Below are 16,367 nucleotides of genomic sequence, written 5' to 3'. Positions count from 1 at the left end.
GACCCCCTCCCGTTTGACCGGGAGGGACATCAGACTAGTCGAAACTGGCCTTAATGGTTTTCTTCGTGCGCCATCGACAGGTAGACGATGGTCAGCATCATGAAGATGAACGCCTGCAGGGTGATGATCAGGATGTGGAACACCGCCCACGCCCACTGCAGGACAACGCCCAGGCCACTGAGCCAGAGCAGGCCGCTGCCGAACATCACAGCGATCAGAATGAACACCAGCTCGCCGGCATACATGTTGCCGAACAGACGCAGGGCCAGAGAGATCGGCTTGGCAATCAGAGTCACGAATTCCAGCAGGAAGTTCACCGGGATCAACAGCGCCTGAACGAGAATGTTCTTGCTGCCGAACGGGTGCAGGGTCAGTTCGCCGATGAAGCCGCCGATGCCCTTGACCTTGATGCTGTAGAAAATGATCAGTGCGAAAACCGAGAACGCCATGCCCAGGGTCGCGTTCGGGTCGGTGGTCGACACGGCACGGAATGGGATGTGTGCATCACCGGAGATCAGGATGGCCAACTGAGGAATCCAGTCGACCGGTACCAGGTCGACGGCGTTCATCAGGAACACCCAGACGAAGATGGTCAGTGCCAGCGGTGCAATCACCGGGCTACGGCCATGGAAGCTGTCTTTCACGCTGCCATCGACGAATTCGACCAATACTTCAACGAAGTTCTGTAGAGCACCAGGTTGACCGGAAGTCGCTTTCTTCGCCGCCATGCGGAAAAGGAGAACGAAGATCAGACCCAAAGCGACCGACCAGCCGAGTGTATCGACGTGGAAAGCCCAGAAGCCCATTTCCTTGGCTTCTGCTGCGGTGTGAGCAAAGCCCCAGCCGCCGGTAGGATGCTGACCGAAAGTCAGGTTCTGCAAGTGGTGCTGGATATAGCCCGAAGCGGTTGTTTCTGCCATGGTTGCCTCAAACGCCCTAAGGTCTCGAAAGTCTTGTTCTCATCAGCAGGGGAGCGAACCAGCTGACCGACTGGGTCAGCACGAAGGCACCGAATACTGCAATCGGCGCCAATGGCTTCACACCTGCAAACACCAGTGCAAACAGCACTGCCGTCAAAATCAGTTTGCCTGCCTCGCCGGCATAAAAAGACCGGACGATGGACTGGGCTGCTCGGGCACCGGAAAACCGAAATGCCTTGTGAGCGAAATACACATTGGGCAGCAAGGCTATCAGGCCTCCGCAAAGTCCCGAATATCCGGCAACGACTCCGCGCCATTGCCAAAGCGCCAGAGCAGCGATCAGCAGGACGACAAACTGAGCCATCAACACCGGAAAAACTGCCAGTCGATGGAACGGCAAGCGGTTTGGCGTGCGGCTTTCCATCACTATTGCTCTCCAATGGTCGGCTGCCAGAAATCAATAACTTGGCATAATTTGTGCCGACAAAATGCGCGCAGAGTATAGGGGCGGTTCAGCCCCTATTCAACTATCAGGTAGTGATTTCCGACTGCGCGCTACATGAGGAAATGTTTCAGCGAATGTGTGCGAGCACACCCTGAAGTTCATCGAGGGAGTTGTACCCGATCACCAGCTGTCCCTTTCCCTTTTTACCATGGCGAATCTGCACCGCAGAGCCTAGGCGCTCGGCCAGGCGCTGCTCGAGTCGGGCAATATCGGGATCCTGTTTTGCAGGTTCCGCAGGCTCCTGTTTGCCGTTAAGCCACTGGCGTACCAGTGCCTCAGTCTGGCGCACGGTCAGCCCTCGTGCGACAACATGTCGCGCCCCTTCAACCTGTTGATTTTCCGGCAATCCCAGCAAAGCACGCGCATGACCCATTTCCAGGTCGCCGTGTGACAGCATGGTTTTGATGACTTCCGGCAACGCGATCAAGCGTAGCAGATTCGCAACGGTGACCCGGGACTTGCCCACGGCTTCGGCAACCTGCTGCTGAGTCAGCTGGAATTCCTGCTGCAAACGCTGCAGGGCCACTGCTTCCTCGATCGGATTGAGGTCTTCGCGCTGAATGTTCTCGATCAGCGCCATGGCGATCGCGGTTTCATCCGGCACATCGCGCACCATGGCCGGGATGGTTTCCTGACCCGCCTGCTGGCTTGCGCGCCAGCGGCGTTCGCCGGCGATGATCTCGAAGCGTCCGCTGCCGATAGGACGCACCACGATCGGCTGCATCACACCCTGGCTCTTGATCGACTGTGCCAGTTCTTCCAGCGCTTGCGGGTCCATGTCCCGGCGCGGCTGGTATTTGCCACGCTGGATCAGGTCCAGGGGCAGATGTTGCAATTCACGCGCATCGGCCTGTACCGCTTGTTCTTCCAGCGAACTGACAGTCGGACCGCTGAGCAGTGCATCCAGTCCTCGTCCGAGACCTCGTTTCTTGACGGCCATGGGGATTCCTTAAATTGCCTGGGCAGCGGCGGTGCGTGGATTTTTGCGTTGACGGCGAACCATCTCGCCCGCCAGCGCCAGGTAGGCAATCGCGCCACGTGATGTCTTGTCGTACGCCAGCGCAGGCATGCCGTAACTGGGCGCCTCGGCCAGACGGATGTTGCGCGGGATGACCGTGTCGTACAGCTGCTCGCCGAAGTGCTCCTTGAGCTGAGCGGAAACATCGTTCATCAGACTCAGTCGCGGGTCATACATCGTACGCAGCAAGCCTTCGACCTTCAGGTCAGGGTTGAGCAGTTCGGCGATGCGCTTGATGTTATCCACAAGGTCGCTCAAGCCTTCCAGCGCGAAATACTCGCACTGCATGGGGATAATCACCCCGTCAGCGGCGACCAGTGCATTCAACGTCAGCATCGACAGCGACGGCGGGCAGTCGATGAGAATGTAGTCGTAGTTATCACGAATGGGCGCCAGCGCGCTTCGCAGGCGACTTTCCTTCATCTGCATTTCCAGCAGAACCACTTCAGCGGCAGTCAGGTCGCGGTTGGCCGGCAGGAGCTGATAACCACCATGCTCGGAGAAGTGGATGGCCTGCGCCAGATCGCATTCACCGATCAGCAGGTCATAGACCGAGTTTTCCAGGCCGTGTTTATCCACACCGCTACCCATGGTGGCGTTGCCCTGTGGATCGAGATCGATCAACAGCACCCTGCGCTTGGTAGCGACCAGGGAAGCTGCGAGGTTGATGCAGGTGGTGGTTTTACCCACACCACCTTTCTGGTTCGCAATCGCGAATACCTTAGCCATTCTTGCTTGTGTTCCCAATCATGCCGTGCGGCGCAGTATCAGCAGATGGCGTTGGCCTTGGCAACCGGGTACGGCCAGGGCGTGTTCGCTATCGAGGTGGAAGTCTGCCGGCAATGCTACCAGCTCATCGGCAGGATGAACGCCCTTCATTGCCAGCCAGCGTGTATCGGCATCGCCCAGGTGGCGGGTCCAGTCGGTGAAGTTCTCCATGCTGCTGAACGCCCGGGAAATAATCCCGTTGAATGGCTGGGCAGGCTCGAAGGCTTCGACGCGACTGTGGATAACTTGCAGGTTGTCCAGCTTGAGCTCGAGTTTGACTTGGGTCAGGAAGCGGGTTTTCTTGCCGTTGCTGTCCAGACAAGTGACTTGCGCCTGCGGAAACAGGATGGCCAACGGTATACCCGGCATGCCGCCGCCACTGCCCACGTCGAGCCAGCGCCCGTTTTCGATGAATGACATCACGCTCAAGCTATCGAGCAGATGACGCGACACCATCTCGTCCGGATCGCGTACCGCAGTCAGGTTGTAGGCCTTGTTCCATTTGATCAACAGGGCCAGATAGCCCAGCAGCTGCGCGTGCTGGGTTTCTGTCAAGGCAACACCGAGCTGGCGAGCGCCTGTGGATAACTCTTCGGCGTGTTTCGAGGTGACCAACGAACTCAAGCGCTTTGCTCCAACTGACGGCCAGCGCCGCGTTTTTTCAAATGAATCATCAACAGCGAAATCGCAGCCGGGGTAACGCCGGGGATACGTGATGCCTGGCCGAGCGTTTCAGGGCGGGTAGCGCCCAACTTGCTCTGGATTTCCTTGGACAGCCCGGAAATGCTCGTGTAATCGATATCCACAGGCAGTTTCGTGTCTTCACTGGCGCGCAAACGGGCAATTTCATCCTGTTGACGGTCAATGTAACCGGCGTACTTGGTCTTGATTTCGACCTGTTCGGCAACCTGTGGATCTTCTGCGCCCCCGCCGGTCACTGCGACCAGCCCAGCGTAGTCGATTTCCGGACGACTCAAGAGGTTGAGCAGGTTGTATTCGTGGGTCAGCGGGGTGCCGAACTTTTCGGCAATCGCATCGCCTTGTTCAGTGTTTGGCCGGACCCAGGTGCTTTTCAGACGCTGCTCTTCTCGCTCGATGCCTTCACGTTTTTCGCAGAAAGCCGTCCAGCGGGCGTCATCGATCAGACCCAGTTCACGACCTTTTTCAGTCAGGCGCAGGTCCGCGTTGTCTTCCCGCAGGATGAGGCGGTATTCGGCGCGGGAAGTGAACATGCGGTACGGCTCTTGGGTGCCAAGGGTAATCAGGTCGTCAACAAGTACGCCGATGTAGGCTTCATCGCGGCGAGGGCACCAGGCTTCTTTGCCCTGTGCGCGCAGCGCAGCGTTGGTTCCGGCCAGCAGCCCCTGGGCGCCGGCTTCTTCGTAACCAGTGGTGCCGTTGATCTGCCCGGCAAAGAACAGGCCGCCGATGACTTTGGTTTCCAGGCTGTATTTCAAATCCCGTGGATCGAAGTAGTCGTATTCAATCGCATAGCCCGGACGCACGATGTGCGCGTTTTCCATGCCGCGGATCGACTGGACAATCTGCAATTGCACGTCGAATGGCAGCGATGTGGATATCCCGTTCGGGTACAGCTCATTGGTGGTCAAGCCTTCCGGCTCGATGAAGACCTGATGGCTTTCCTTGTCGGCAAAGCGATGGATCTTGTCTTCAATCGACGGGCAATAACGCGGGCCAATCCCTTCGATCACCCCGGAATACATCGGCGAGCGATCAAGGTTGGCCGCGATGATTTCGTGAGTCCGGGCATTGGTGTGGGTAATCCAGCAACTGATCTGCTGTGGATGCAGTTCCTTGGAACCCATGAACGACATGACCGGAATCGGCGTGTCGCCAGCCTGCTCGGTCATGACCGAGAAATCCACAGACCGCGCGTCAATGCGCGGGGGCGTACCGGTTTTGAGGCGACCAACTCGCAAGGGCAGTTCGCGTAAGCGGTGTGCCAGGGCAATCGACGGCGGATCGCCGGCGCGGCCGCCGGAAAAATTCTGCATCCCGATGTGGATAAGTCCGCCCAGAAAAGTGCCAGTGGTCAACACCACCGAGTCCGCGAGGAAACGCAGGCCCATTTGGGTCACGACACCGCGCACCTGATCCTGTTCGACGATCAGATCGTCGGCAGCCTGTTGAAATATCCACAGGTTGGGCTGGTTTTCCAGGATCTCGCGAATGGCCGCCTTGTAGAGAACGCGATCGGCCTGGGCGCGGGTTGCACGCACTGCAGGACCTTTGCGGCTGTTCAATACACGGAACTGGATACCGCCTTTGTCGGTAGCCAGAGCCATCGCGCCGCCGAGGGCATCGATTTCCTTGACCAGATGGCTTTTGCCAATCCCTCCGATGGCGGGGTTGCAGCTCATGGCACCGAGGGTTTCCACGTTATGCGTCAGCAACAGGGTTTTCACACCCATGCGTGCTGAGGCCAGTGCTGCCTCGGTACCGGCATGACCGCCGCCGATGACGATCACTTCAAAACGGGAAGGGAAATCCACCACGCACCTCGTGCCTGCTTAAGTAGGTAATTCAGGAAAATTGGGACAGGTTTCTGAACCTGGTCGACAAGTATAGGGACTTCGCCTTCTCTAAAGAACCCTTTGCACAAAATTTAACCAGCTGTGGAGAAGTCGGAGTTATAGAAATTAAAAAGAGAGAAATTTATTAAATCTTTGTTTTTATGTTTATTCTTAGTGACCATCAAATCTGTGGATAGATTTATGAAGGCCTTATATCACATGGTGTACAGAGATTTATAACCCTGTGTCCATGTGCGAAGGAGGGCCTTGGATAACCGGTTTAAGCCTGTGGATTAAAGTGGTGTTTATCCACAGAGGGGTTTATGTTCAGCTTTCGAGGCCTGTTATCAACGGCCCTCAGGCGCGGTTATTCACAGGGCTTAATCCACAGAAATCGCTCAGAGGTGGCCACATTCAGATGGCAGTCATGCCCTCACTGCCAAAGGCACGTGTACTTCTGGGGATCGAGGAGCACGAGGTTGAATGCAGGGTATTGTGAGGAGGTGTAACAAAAGCTAATAATAGCCATTATCATTAAGCCACCCTCCTCTTCCCTTTATGTCCATGCCACCTCACACCGCAGCAATCGAGCGCATCTATGTGCAGCACCATTCGTGGCTGTATGGATGGTTGAAGGGGAAACTGCATGACGCCTGCGATGCGGCCGACGTGGCGCACGATACGTTCGTGCGCCTACTTGGCTCACGAGACGCCAGCCAGATTCTTGAACCCAGGGATTACCTGGCAACCGTGGCACGCGGGCTGGTGATTGACCGCTATCGCCGGCGCGCAATCGAGGTGGCTTATCTGCAAACCCTGGCAGAACGACCGGAAGCGACAGCCATCAGCGAGGAAGACAAGGTGCTGATTATTGAAACCCTGGTCGCTGTGGATAAAGCCCTCGCTAACCTGGGGGCCCGGGCACAGCGAATCTTCATGTTGTCGCAGATCGAGGGGCTGACTTATCAACAGATCGCCAATCAGCTGAAGGTGTCCCTGACCACCGTGAAAAAACACATGGTCCGCGCACTGACCGAATGCTCGATGATCATGGCGGCACGCTGATGATCCCCGACCGCAAAGTCTTCGAAGCTGCCGCCACTTGGTACGTGCAATTTCAATCCGAACCGCCCACGGCGGCCCAGCGTCAGGCATGGCAACACTGGGTCGACAGCAGCCCGGCGCATCTGGCTGCCTGGAACCAGATGGAACAGGTTCAACGTCATCTCGGCAGCCTGCCCCGGGACCTGTCCCGGCGGGCATTGTCCTCGACACAACAACGCCGCCAGGTGCTCAAACTGCTGTTGATCCTCGCCGGCACCGGTTACCTGGGCTGGAACGTCCAGCAACACACCTCTGTGGGCAACATCTGGGCGGACTACCGGACCAAGGTCGGGCAGCGGCGCAAGATCGAGCTGGCCGACGGCAGTCAGATTCACCTCAATACCGGCACCGCCATTGATGTGCTGTTCGACGGAGAGCAGCGCCTGATCCGTTTGCGCGAAGGGGAAATCCTGGTCCGCACCGGCAAGCAGGGCGACCAGCGACCGTTTTTTGTCGACACCCGCGAAGGTCGTATCAGGGCCCTGGGCACCCGTTTTTCAGTGCGCCAGTTATCCGGCTCCTCGCGGATCGGGGTGCTTGAAGACCGGGTCAGCATCCAGCCATACGACCAGCCCAAGCATTCCCAAGTGTTGGTGGCCGGTGAAGGCGTGGACTTCGACAGCCATCGCATCGGTGCGATTCATCCCTATCGCTCCACCGATGCCGCCTGGATCAACGGTCAATTGATCGTCCTCGATGCACCGCTGGGGAATGTGATCGCAGAACTGGGCCGTTACCGCCCCGGGGTCTTGCATTGCGATGAGCGCGCGGCACGCCTGCGGGTCTCCGGGACATTCCGCCTGGACTCAACCGAAGCGGTGCTGGCCAACCTGAAAGCATCATTACCGGTCAGCGTCAGTTATTTCACGCGGTACTGGGTATCGATCAAGCAGGTCGGTTAAGCGGTTTGCGCTATGCACGAAAATTTGTTCACTACAGGGTTATCTTTTTTTCCCTGTAACGGCCCTACAGGTAATCGCGGTTCAACGCGGCATTTGCCACCTTCAGGGCTTTGACTACCCATGCGACTTCCTCACTTGCGTAAGCGTTTCACTCCCCATTGCATTGCCTACAGTTTGCTGATGAGCAGCGCCGCCACGAGCGCGCTGTTCGTCCCCCCTATCATGGCCGCCGATGCCACCCAGCGTTACGCCATCGGGGCTGGCCCGCTGGATAAAGCCCTGAGCGAGTTCGCTTCCGTGGCCAACGTGATTCTCTCGTTTTCCCCACAGCAGACTGCCAACTTGCGTACGCAGGGCCTGTCCGGCAGTTATCCGGTGGAACAGGGCTTCTCCGTTCTGTTGCAAGGTTCCGGATTGCAGGCCGTGCCCCAGGCGCCGGGCAGCTACATCCTGCAAACGGTCCCCGACAGCGGTCCCTTGGTACTCGGCACCACCAACATCAATGGCCAGCAGCCGAACGAGATGAACCTCGATTACGCCGCAGACACAGGGTACAAGGCCAACAACAGTCGGGTGGGGAGCAAAACAAGCACGCCGCTATCGCAAACCCCGCGCTCGATCTCGGTCGTCACCGCCCAGCGCATGAAAGATCAAAAGTCCCAGACCCTGACCGAGGTCCTGGGTTACGTGCCCGGTATTTTCGCGCCGCCGTTCGCGGCCGGTGACAGCCTGGCTGGGGATCTGTTCTTCATTCGGGGTTTCAACGCTACAGACTACGGCTACGGCCTGCTGCGCGACGGCCTGCGCGTGCAAGGCAACCGTTATGACACCACCACCGAACCCTATGGCCTTGAACGTGTTGAGGTCTTCCGCGGCCCTTCGTCATTGCTTTATGGCGAAAACGCGCCGGGCGGCCTGGTCAACCTGGTGAGCAAGCGCCCGACTTCCGCTCCGCAAGGCGAGGTGCAACTGGGTTACGGTTCCAACAACCGGCGGCAATTGGGCATCGATGTTTCCGGGCCACTGACCGAAAACGACAATGTGCTGGGCCGGTTGGTGATGCTTGGACGCAATTCGGATACCCAGACCAAGCACGTGCCGGACGACCGGATCTACATCGCACCATCCCTGACCCTGAATTTCGATGACTACAACACGCTGACACTGCTGGCCAATTACCAGAAGGATCACACCAACATGGAGCTGGGCCTGCCCGCTGCCGGTACTCTGTTGAAGAACCCCAACGGCAAACTGGACAAGGACACGATGCTGGGGGATCCGGACTGGAACACCTTCGAAAGGGAAACCTGGAGCGTCGGCTACGAGTTCAGCCATAGCTTTAACGATGACTGGCAGTTCCGGCAGAACTCGCGTTACATGCAATCGCGCATCAACCGTCATGAAACCTGGCCGGGCAACCTGAACAACGCCGGGTTTGGCACGCGCGTGAACATGACCGCCTACGATCGCTTCAACAAGTCGATGGTTTACTCGCTGGATAACCAGCTCGAAGGCAAGTTCCAGGTGGGTGGCCTGGAAAACACCGTGCTGTTTGGCGGCAGCTTTGACCGCACCTCGTTCAACCAGGACTGGAATGCAGGGTTGGTCGGCCCGATCGATGTCTACAACCCGGTTTACCTGCGTGATCCGACAACACCAATTGCCGTGCAGAACACTTTGCTTGAACAGCAGATGAAAGGTGTTTATGCACAGATCCAGAGCAAATATGACCACTGGCTGTTCTTGCTGGGCGGTCGGCAGGACTGGGTCGACAGTGATTTCCGTGACAAGGTCGCCCGCGGCGTAAACATCAGCTCTGTGGATAAGAAGTTCACCTACCAGGGCGGCGTGATGTACCAGTTCGACAATGGCCTTACGCCCTACGTCAGTTATTCCACAGCCTTTGTCCCGGTACAGCAGATTTCCAACTCCGGCCAGCCACTGGACCCGATCACCAGCAGCCAGTATGAAGTCGGTCTCAAATACGAGCCGGCGGGTTGGGATACAGCGTTCACCGCTTCGGTGTACGACCTGCGCAAGAAGGATGACACCTATCTGGACGCCACCACCTCGACCTATCGCCAGGTGGGCGAAAGTCGGTCCAAGGGCGTGGAGCTGGAACTCAACAGCAACCTGACCCCTAATCTGAACGTCACGGCCGCCTACACGTACACAGATGCACGGATTACCAAAGATGCCGCTGCCTCGTTGGTCGAAGGTCACCAAATGACGGGCGTGCCGCGCAATCAAGCCTCGGCCTGGGCTAAATACCGTTTCCTGGAGGGTGGCCTGAAAGGGTTCTACGTTGGGGGCGGCGTGCGCTACTTTGACAGCGCGTTCGCCTACACGGCACCGACCTTGTATGGAAAGCTCGATGCCGGCGACGTTACCCTGGTCGACGCGGCGGTCGGTTATCAGATCGACAGCTACTGGAGCGTCGACCTGAACGCGAAAAACCTGTTCGACAAGGAATACGTATCAGGCTGTAACGATGCCGGCCGCTGCTACTGGGGTGAGGATCGCACCTTGCTGGGTACGGTGTCCTATAACTGGTAACGTTGAAGGGCTGTGGATAAGTTTCCCACAGCGCTCCACAGTTATTTCCCTATGCAGAAACTCGAAAAAATCCTGCCCAACAAATCATCGGAGCTGAATGCGCCGGTGATTTCGCCCAATGATTGCTGAGCCTGGCGTAAATCCTCGGCCAGCAACTCCCCTGCTCCCGCCAAGGTCAGTTGTGAACGCCCGTGTTCCAGGGAGTCGCTGGCATGGCGCAGGGCCTCGAGGTGCCGCCGACGAGCACTGAAGCTGCTTTCGGATGTCTGTTCATAACCCATGCAGGCCTTCAGGTGGTCGCGTAACAATTCCAGTCCCGATCCCGCCGATTTGGCACTGAGGCTGATGGTGACATGGCCATCATCGCTGACATCCAGGGCGATCGCCTCACCCGTCAGGTCGGCCTTGTTACGGATCAGCGTGACTTTTGAAGGATCAGGCCGGGTTTCGAGGAATTCCGGCCACAGGGCAAAAGGATCGAGCGCTTCGGGGGCGGTGGCATCAACGACCAACAGCACGCGGTCGGCTTCGCCGATAGCCTTGAGCGCCCGTTCGACGCCGATCTTTTCCACATGATCATCGGTGTCACGCAGACCGGCGGTATCCACGACGTGCAGAGGCATACCATCGATGTGGATATGTTCACGCAAAACATCACGCGTTGTACCGGCAATCTCGGTGACAATCGCTGCTTCGCGGCCAGCCAGGGCATTGAGCAGGCTCGATTTGCCGGCGTTTGGCCGACCGGCGATCACTACGGTCATGCCGTCGCGCAGCAAGGCGCCCTGCCCGGCCTCACGCATCACTGTGGATAACTCTTCACGAACCTTGTCGAGCATGCTCAGCACGTGGCCATCGGCGAGAAAGTCGATTTCCTCCTCCGGAAAGTCGATCGCTGCCTCGACATAGATGCGCAGCCCGATCAGTTGCTCAGTCAAGTTATGCACACGCGCGGAGAAAGCGCCCTGCAACGAACGCAATGCATTGCGCGCTGCCTGTGCAGAACTGGCTTCGATCAAGTCAGCGATGGCTTCGGCCTGTGCCAGGTCGAGCTTGTCATTGAGGAAGGCGCGTTCGCTGAATTCACCCGGCCGCGCCAGACGGCAACCCAGTTCCAGGCAACGCTGCAACAGCATATCCAGGACGATCGGCCCACCGTGCCCTTGCAACTCCAGCACGTCTTCGCCGGTGAACGAGTTCGGCCCGGGGAAATACAGCGCGATGCCCTGATCCAGGACCTCGTCGTCTGCACCGAGGAACGGTCCGTAGTGAGCGAAGCGGGCTTTGAGTTCGCGGCCGCTGAAAGCCTTGGCTGCAACACTGGCCAACGGCCCGGAAATACGCACGATGCCGACACCGCCACGACCTTGAGCCGTAGCGACGGCAGCGATGGTTTCACGGGGAGCGCTCATAAACCGGTATCCAGAGACAAAAGTGACAGATAGCAAAACGCCCCACTAGGGGGCGTCTTGAGTGGTTATCCACAGTGTAAATCAGGCAGCCGCTTTGGTAGCCGCTTCGATTTTACGTGTGATGTACCACTGTTGGGCGATTGACAGGCAGTTGTTCACTACCCAGTACAGCACCAGACCGGCCGGGAACCACAGGAAGAAGAAGGTGAAGATGATTGGCATCATTTTCATCACCTTGGCCTGCATCGGATCCGGAGGTGTCGGGTTCAACTGCTGCTGGATGAACATGGTTGCACCCATGATGATCGGCAGAATGAAGAACGGATCCTTGATCGACAGGTCAGTAATCCACAGCATGAACGGCGCCTGGCGCATTTCCACGCTTTCCAGCAGAACCCAGTACAGGGAGAGGAAAACCGGCATCTGCACGAGGATTGGCAAGCAACCACCCAGCGGATTGATTTTCTCCTTCTTGTACAGCTCCATCATGGCTTGCGACATTTTCTGCCGGTCGTCGCCATGTTGCTCTTTCAGCGCAGCCAGTTTTGGTGCGACTGCACGCATGCGGGCCATGGATTTGTAGCTGGCAGCCGACAGCGGGAAGAAGATCCCTTTGATCAGCATGGTCAGGAAGATGATCGACCAGCCCCAGTTACCCACAATCGCGTGGATGTGTTGCAGCAACCAGAAGATCGGCTGGGCGATGAACCACAGAATGCCGTAGTCGACGGTCAGTTCCAGGCCTGGGGACAACTCTTTCAGCACCGCCTGGCTTTTCGGGCCGGCGTACAGAATGGCGCTGGTTTCAGCCTTGGCACCCGGAGCAACGGTCAGCGAAGGACCGGTGTAGCCGATGATGTAGTTGCCTTTGCTGTCTTTACGGGTCTGGACGACGTTGTTTTCGCCCTTCGCCGGAATCCAGGCAGTCACGAAGTAGTGCTGCAACCAGGCAACCCAACCACCGTTGACGGTTTCTTTGAGCTGAGCCTTGTCCATGTCCTTCATCGACACTTTCTTGTACGGCTCGGAACTTGTCCACAGGGCGGCGCCCAGGTAAGTCGCGGTGCCGGTGGCAGTGCTGGAAGAAGGATCGGAGCTGGCATCACGCTTGAGTTGCGCGAACATCGCACCCGACCAAGGTTGGGCGCTTTCGTTATCGATCAGGTAGCTGACGGTTACGTCATACAGGCCACGTTTCAGCGTGAAACGCTTGATGTAGTTGACGCCGTCTTTGCTGAACTTCAGGTCCACGACCAATTGGTCCTGACCATCTGCCAGCTGATAAACCTTCTTCTCCGAGGAGTACACCGGACGACCAGCAGGATTTGCATCCGGACCGTTGGCACCGATCAGGCCGCTTTGAGCCAGATATGTACGCTCGTTGCCGTTATCGAACAACTGGAACGGGATGTCCGGATGGTCCTGGCGACGCGGATACAGTGGCAGCGTCAACTGGGCAACATCGCCACCCTGTGGGTCGATTGCCAGGTTGAGCACATCCGTTTTGATCTGGATGAGATCCTTGCTGACAGCCACTGGCGTTTCAGCAGGAGCACTGGTCTCGTTTGCGGCGCGGGGGATGTCGTCACTGACGGAAGCATTATTGCCAGTTGGCGTATCCGGTAGACCCGGTGTGGTCGTACTGGCTGCAACATTCTGAGTCGGCAGGGCAGCCTGGCCATAGTCCTGGTTCCATTTGAGAACCAAAACGTAGGACACGATTGCCAGGGCGACGATCAGGATCGTGCGTTTGATATCCATGATTACTCGGCCATCGAAGAAGAACGGGAGGTAGGGATAGGTGGAACCGGGTCATAACCACCGGGATTCCACGGATGACAGCGACCTAAACGACGAAAGGTCAGCCAGCCACCGCGTAGAAGGCCATGATTTTCGATGGCTTCCAACGCGTAGCAGGAACAACTGGGGTAGAAACGACAGTGGCTGGCCATCATTGGACTGATGGCATAGCGATAAAACTGGATCGGAACGAGCGCCAGTTTACGCATCTGGACTGTCTACCCCTACAGTTTCGGTTTTGACTGCTGGTACTGGCTTGCTGCGCGCCAGACGCTTCCAGAGTTTGCCGAAATGCTGAATCAATTCGGGGTTTTCTACGTCGCCCAAACCTTGGCGCGCGACGATAACGATGTCCCAACCGACCAGGGAATCCTGATTCAGGCGGAACGACTCGCGCATTAGACGTTTGAGGCGATTGCGCTCAACGGAGAGCTTTACGCTCTTTTTCCCGATAACCAGCCCGAGACGGGGGTGATCAAGATCGTTGTTGCGCGCAAGGAGCAGGAGATTTTTCCCCGGAACCTTGCCGGTAGGGGAGTCAAAGACTGCCTTGAAATGCCGGGGTGTAAGCAGACGCTTTTCCCGACTGAAGTCCTGACTCACCTGCAGTGCCGGATTATCAAACTGCCAGACGCGCACGACCTTTGGCGCGACGACGCGACAGGACGGCACGACCGTTCTTGGTAGCCATGCGGGCACGGAAACCGTGGGTGCGAGCGCGTTTGATAGTGCTTGGTTGGAAAGTACGTTTCATGTCGTGTTACCTGGTTCGTCCACAACGGGCCGGAATGGCCCCCGTTTTAAGAGACCGGGGATTCTAGAGAAAGCAAGTCCTCAGGTCAATTTCCAACCAGCGTTTCCCCATAAATAGATGCGTGAGCCTCTGGATCCTGTTCAACCTTGATCAAACATAAAAATAAAGAAGGAAAGTATTTAAAGCTTTTCTGTAAAGCTTATAGAAGCTAAGGCGCCAATCATCTGTGGATAACTGCCTTGGGAGCTTCTATTACGTGATGTACAGAGAATGACAACTACAGTGGAAAACCGTGTTCAGCCTGTGTTGCAGGGGCGGATAAGCTGTGTGCGAAAGACAGTGTTATCCACAGGCGGGTTATCCACTGACTTATCCGTCGAGTTGTGCAACGATCTCAAGGGCGGTTATCCACAGAGCTTACTCACTGACCACTGGTCGCCTTTTTTGCTCATAAAGCGTTGATTCTTCTTGGTCAGTGCACAACCTTCGTGTGGATAAGTCGGCGTCTGGTCGTTACAATGGCCGCTTGTTTTTGCCTCACCGGCTTTCTACTTAGGGGATATCCGTGTCAGTGGAACTTTGGCAGCAGTGCGTGGAGCTTCTGCGCGATGAGCTGCCTGCCCAACAATTCAACACTTGGATCCGTCCACTACAGGTCGAAGCCGAAGGCGACGAGTTGCGTGTCTATGCACCCAACCGTTTTGTCCTCGACTGGGTCAATGAAAAGTATCTGGGTCGCGTCCTTGAGCTGCTCGATGAGCATGGCAATGGGATGGCGCCGGCGCTTTCCTTATTAATAGGCAGCAAACGCAGCTCGGCACCGCGTGCCGCGCCGAATGCGCCGCTGGCTGCTGCTGCTTCACAGGCACAGGCGGCTCAGCCACAGGTCAGTGCGCCAGCCTCGGCCCCGGCAGCCGCTTTGAGGGCGGCTGCCAAAAATGTCGCGCATGTCGACGAAGAGCCTTCCCGCGACAGTTTCGACCCGATGGCAGGGGCCAGCTCGCAACAGGCGCCGGTGCGTTCCGAACAGCGCACCGTCCAGGTCGAGGGTGCGCTCAAGCACACCAGTTACCTGAACCGCACGTTCACCTTTGAAAATTTCGTTGAGGGTAAGTCCAACCAACTGGCCCGGGCTGCGGCCTGGCAGGTGGCGGATAACCCCAAGCACGGTTACAACCCGCTCTTCCTTTATGGTGGCGTAGGTTTGGGTAAAACCCACTTGATGCATGCTGTGGGTAACCACCTGTTAAAGAAAAACCCGAATGCCAAGGTCGTCTACCTGCATTCGGAGCGATTCGTGGCCGACATGGTCAAGGCTCTGCAACTGAACGCCATCAACGAGTTCAAGCGTTTTTACCGTTCGGTGGATGCACTGCTCATCGATGACATTCAATTCTTTGCGCGCAAGGAACGCTCCCAGGAAGAATTTTTCCATACCTTCAACGCTCTGCTCGAAGGTGGCCAGCAGGTCATTCTCACCAGTGACCGCTACCCGAAAGAAATCGAAGGGCTTGAAGAGCGTCTAAAATCGCGCTTTGGCTGGGGTTTGACGGTCGCCGTCGAGCCGCCGGAACTTGAAACCCGGGTTGCGATCCTGATGAAGAAGGCCGACCAGGCCAAAGTCGATCTGCCTCACGACGCCGCGTTCTTCATCGCCCAGCGCATTCGCTCCAACGTCCGTGAGCTCGAGGGCGCGCTCAAGCGTGTCATCGCTCACTCGCACTTCATGGGCCGCGACATCACCATCGAGCTGATCCGCGAATCCCTGAAGGACCTGTTGGCGCTGCAAGACAAATTGGTCTCTGTGGATAACATTCAGCGTACGGTCGCCGAGTACTACAAGATCAAGATTTCCGACTTGCTGTCCAAACGCCGTTCGCGTTCGGTGGCACGTCCGCGACAGGTTGCCATGGCGTTGTCCAAGGAGTTGACTAACCACAGCCTGCCGGAAATCGGCGATGTGTTTGGTGGCCGTGACCACACCACGGTTTTGCACGCCTGCCGCAAGATCAACGAACTTAAGGAATCCGACGCGGACATCCGCGAGGACTACAAGAACCTGCTGCGTACATTGACCACTTGATGAATTCCAGC

Annotated in this window: 15 protein-coding genes; 4 read left to right on the top strand and 11 right to left on the bottom strand. The window is 57.2% G+C overall.

The genetic code is table 11. From position 1 onward, the window contains the following. Positions 1 to 50: 50 nt before the first annotated feature. From atpB to mnmG, 6 genes are all read right to left on the bottom strand, one after another. On the bottom strand, positions 51 to 920 hold the full coding sequence (atpB, locus tag AB4N64_RS25085; protein ID WP_460119520.1) for a F0F1 ATP synthase subunit A: 870 nt from the start codon (positions 918 to 920) through the stop codon (positions 51 to 53). A gap of 16 nt (positions 921 to 936) precedes the next feature. Then, complete coding sequence (locus tag AB4N64_RS25080; RefSeq protein ID WP_460119518.1) at positions 937 to 1,344, bottom strand: F0F1 ATP synthase subunit I; 408 nt, start codon at positions 1,342 to 1,344, stop codon at positions 937 to 939. 148 nt (positions 1,345 to 1,492) lie between these two features. After that, a complete protein-coding gene (locus AB4N64_RS25075; protein ID WP_460119517.1) occupies positions 1,493 to 2,365 on the bottom strand; it encodes a ParB/RepB/Spo0J family partition protein in 873 nt (290 codons plus the stop codon). A 9-nt stretch (positions 2,366 to 2,374) separates the two neighbouring features. Beyond that, positions 2,375 to 3,172: a ParA family protein gene (locus AB4N64_RS25070; RefSeq protein WP_460119515.1), complete on the bottom strand. Its 798-nt coding sequence runs from the start codon at positions 3,170 to 3,172 to the stop codon at positions 2,375 to 2,377. 18 nt (positions 3,173 to 3,190) lie between these two features. Then, the gene (gene rsmG / locus AB4N64_RS25065; RefSeq protein ID WP_460119513.1) at positions 3,191 to 3,835 is read right to left on the bottom strand and encodes a 16S rRNA (guanine(527)-N(7))-methyltransferase RsmG; all 645 of its coding nucleotides are present in this window, start codon (positions 3,833 to 3,835) and stop codon (positions 3,191 to 3,193) included. Further along, on the bottom strand, positions 3,832 to 5,724 hold the full coding sequence (gene mnmG / locus AB4N64_RS25060) for a tRNA uridine-5-carboxymethylaminomethyl(34) synthesis enzyme MnmG (RefSeq protein WP_460119511.1): 1,893 nt from the start codon (positions 5,722 to 5,724) through the stop codon (positions 3,832 to 3,834). Before mnmG ends, rsmG begins: the two co-directional genes overlap by 4 nt. Before the next feature lie 579 nt (positions 5,725 to 6,303). Here mnmG and AB4N64_RS25055 point away from each other — a divergent pair. The 3 genes from AB4N64_RS25055 to AB4N64_RS25045 all read left to right on the top strand — a co-directional run bounded on the left by AB4N64_RS25055 (position 6,304) and on the right by AB4N64_RS25045 (position 10,307). Further along, complete coding sequence (locus tag AB4N64_RS25055; protein WP_460119509.1) at positions 6,304 to 6,810, top strand: sigma-70 family RNA polymerase sigma factor; 507 nt, start codon at positions 6,304 to 6,306, stop codon at positions 6,808 to 6,810. Beyond that, the gene (locus AB4N64_RS25050; RefSeq protein WP_460119507.1) at positions 6,783 to 7,751 is read left to right on the top strand and encodes a FecR domain-containing protein; all 969 of its coding nucleotides are present in this window, start codon (positions 6,783 to 6,785) and stop codon (positions 7,749 to 7,751) included. The genes AB4N64_RS25055 and AB4N64_RS25050 overlap by 28 nt, the downstream gene beginning before the upstream one ends. Positions 7,752 to 7,871: 120 nt before the next feature. Then, positions 7,872 to 10,307, top strand: a complete 2,436-nt coding sequence (locus AB4N64_RS25045; protein WP_460119506.1) for a TonB-dependent siderophore receptor — start codon at positions 7,872 to 7,874, stop codon at positions 10,305 to 10,307. A 41-nt stretch (positions 10,308 to 10,348) separates the two neighbouring features. Here the strand turns inward: AB4N64_RS25045 and mnmE are convergent, their stop codons facing one another. The 5 genes from mnmE to rpmH all read right to left on the bottom strand — a co-directional run bounded on the left by mnmE (position 10,349) and on the right by rpmH (position 14,273). After that, positions 10,349 to 11,719: a tRNA uridine-5-carboxymethylaminomethyl(34) synthesis GTPase MnmE gene (gene mnmE / locus AB4N64_RS25040; protein WP_460119504.1), complete on the bottom strand. Its 1,371-nt coding sequence runs from the start codon at positions 11,717 to 11,719 to the stop codon at positions 10,349 to 10,351. An 81-nt stretch (positions 11,720 to 11,800) separates the two neighbouring features. Continuing rightward, a complete protein-coding gene (gene yidC / locus AB4N64_RS25035) occupies positions 11,801 to 13,480 on the bottom strand; it encodes a membrane protein insertase YidC (protein ID WP_460119502.1) in 1,680 nt (559 codons plus the stop codon). Positions 13,481 to 13,482: 2 nt separating this feature from the next. Then, positions 13,483 to 13,728, bottom strand: coding sequence for a membrane protein insertion efficiency factor YidD (yidD, locus tag AB4N64_RS25030; RefSeq protein WP_150733942.1), 246 nt, complete (start codon positions 13,726 to 13,728; stop codon positions 13,483 to 13,485). Further along, a complete protein-coding gene (rnpA, locus tag AB4N64_RS25025; protein WP_460126859.1) occupies positions 13,721 to 14,122 on the bottom strand; it encodes a ribonuclease P protein component in 402 nt (133 codons plus the stop codon). Before rnpA ends, yidD begins: the two co-directional genes overlap by 8 nt. A 16-nt stretch (positions 14,123 to 14,138) precedes the next feature. After that, a complete protein-coding gene (gene rpmH / locus AB4N64_RS25020) occupies positions 14,139 to 14,273 on the bottom strand; it encodes a 50S ribosomal protein L34 (RefSeq protein ID WP_003213577.1) in 135 nt (44 codons plus the stop codon). 565 nt (positions 14,274 to 14,838) lie between these two features. On the opposite strand from rpmH, the gene dnaA reads away from it, so the two are divergent. Beyond that, positions 14,839 to 16,356 (top strand): chromosomal replication initiator protein DnaA, encoded by a 1,518-nt coding sequence (gene dnaA / locus AB4N64_RS25015; RefSeq protein WP_460119500.1) that lies wholly within the window; start codon positions 14,839 to 14,841, stop codon positions 16,354 to 16,356. The last annotated feature ends 11 nt before the right edge of the window (positions 16,357 to 16,367 follow it).

It is taken from the genome of Pseudomonas sp. S2_C03 (genome assembly GCF_054668405.1).
Note: the sequence above shows the minus strand (reverse complement) of the source record. Positions and strands in the feature narration are given on the sequence as shown.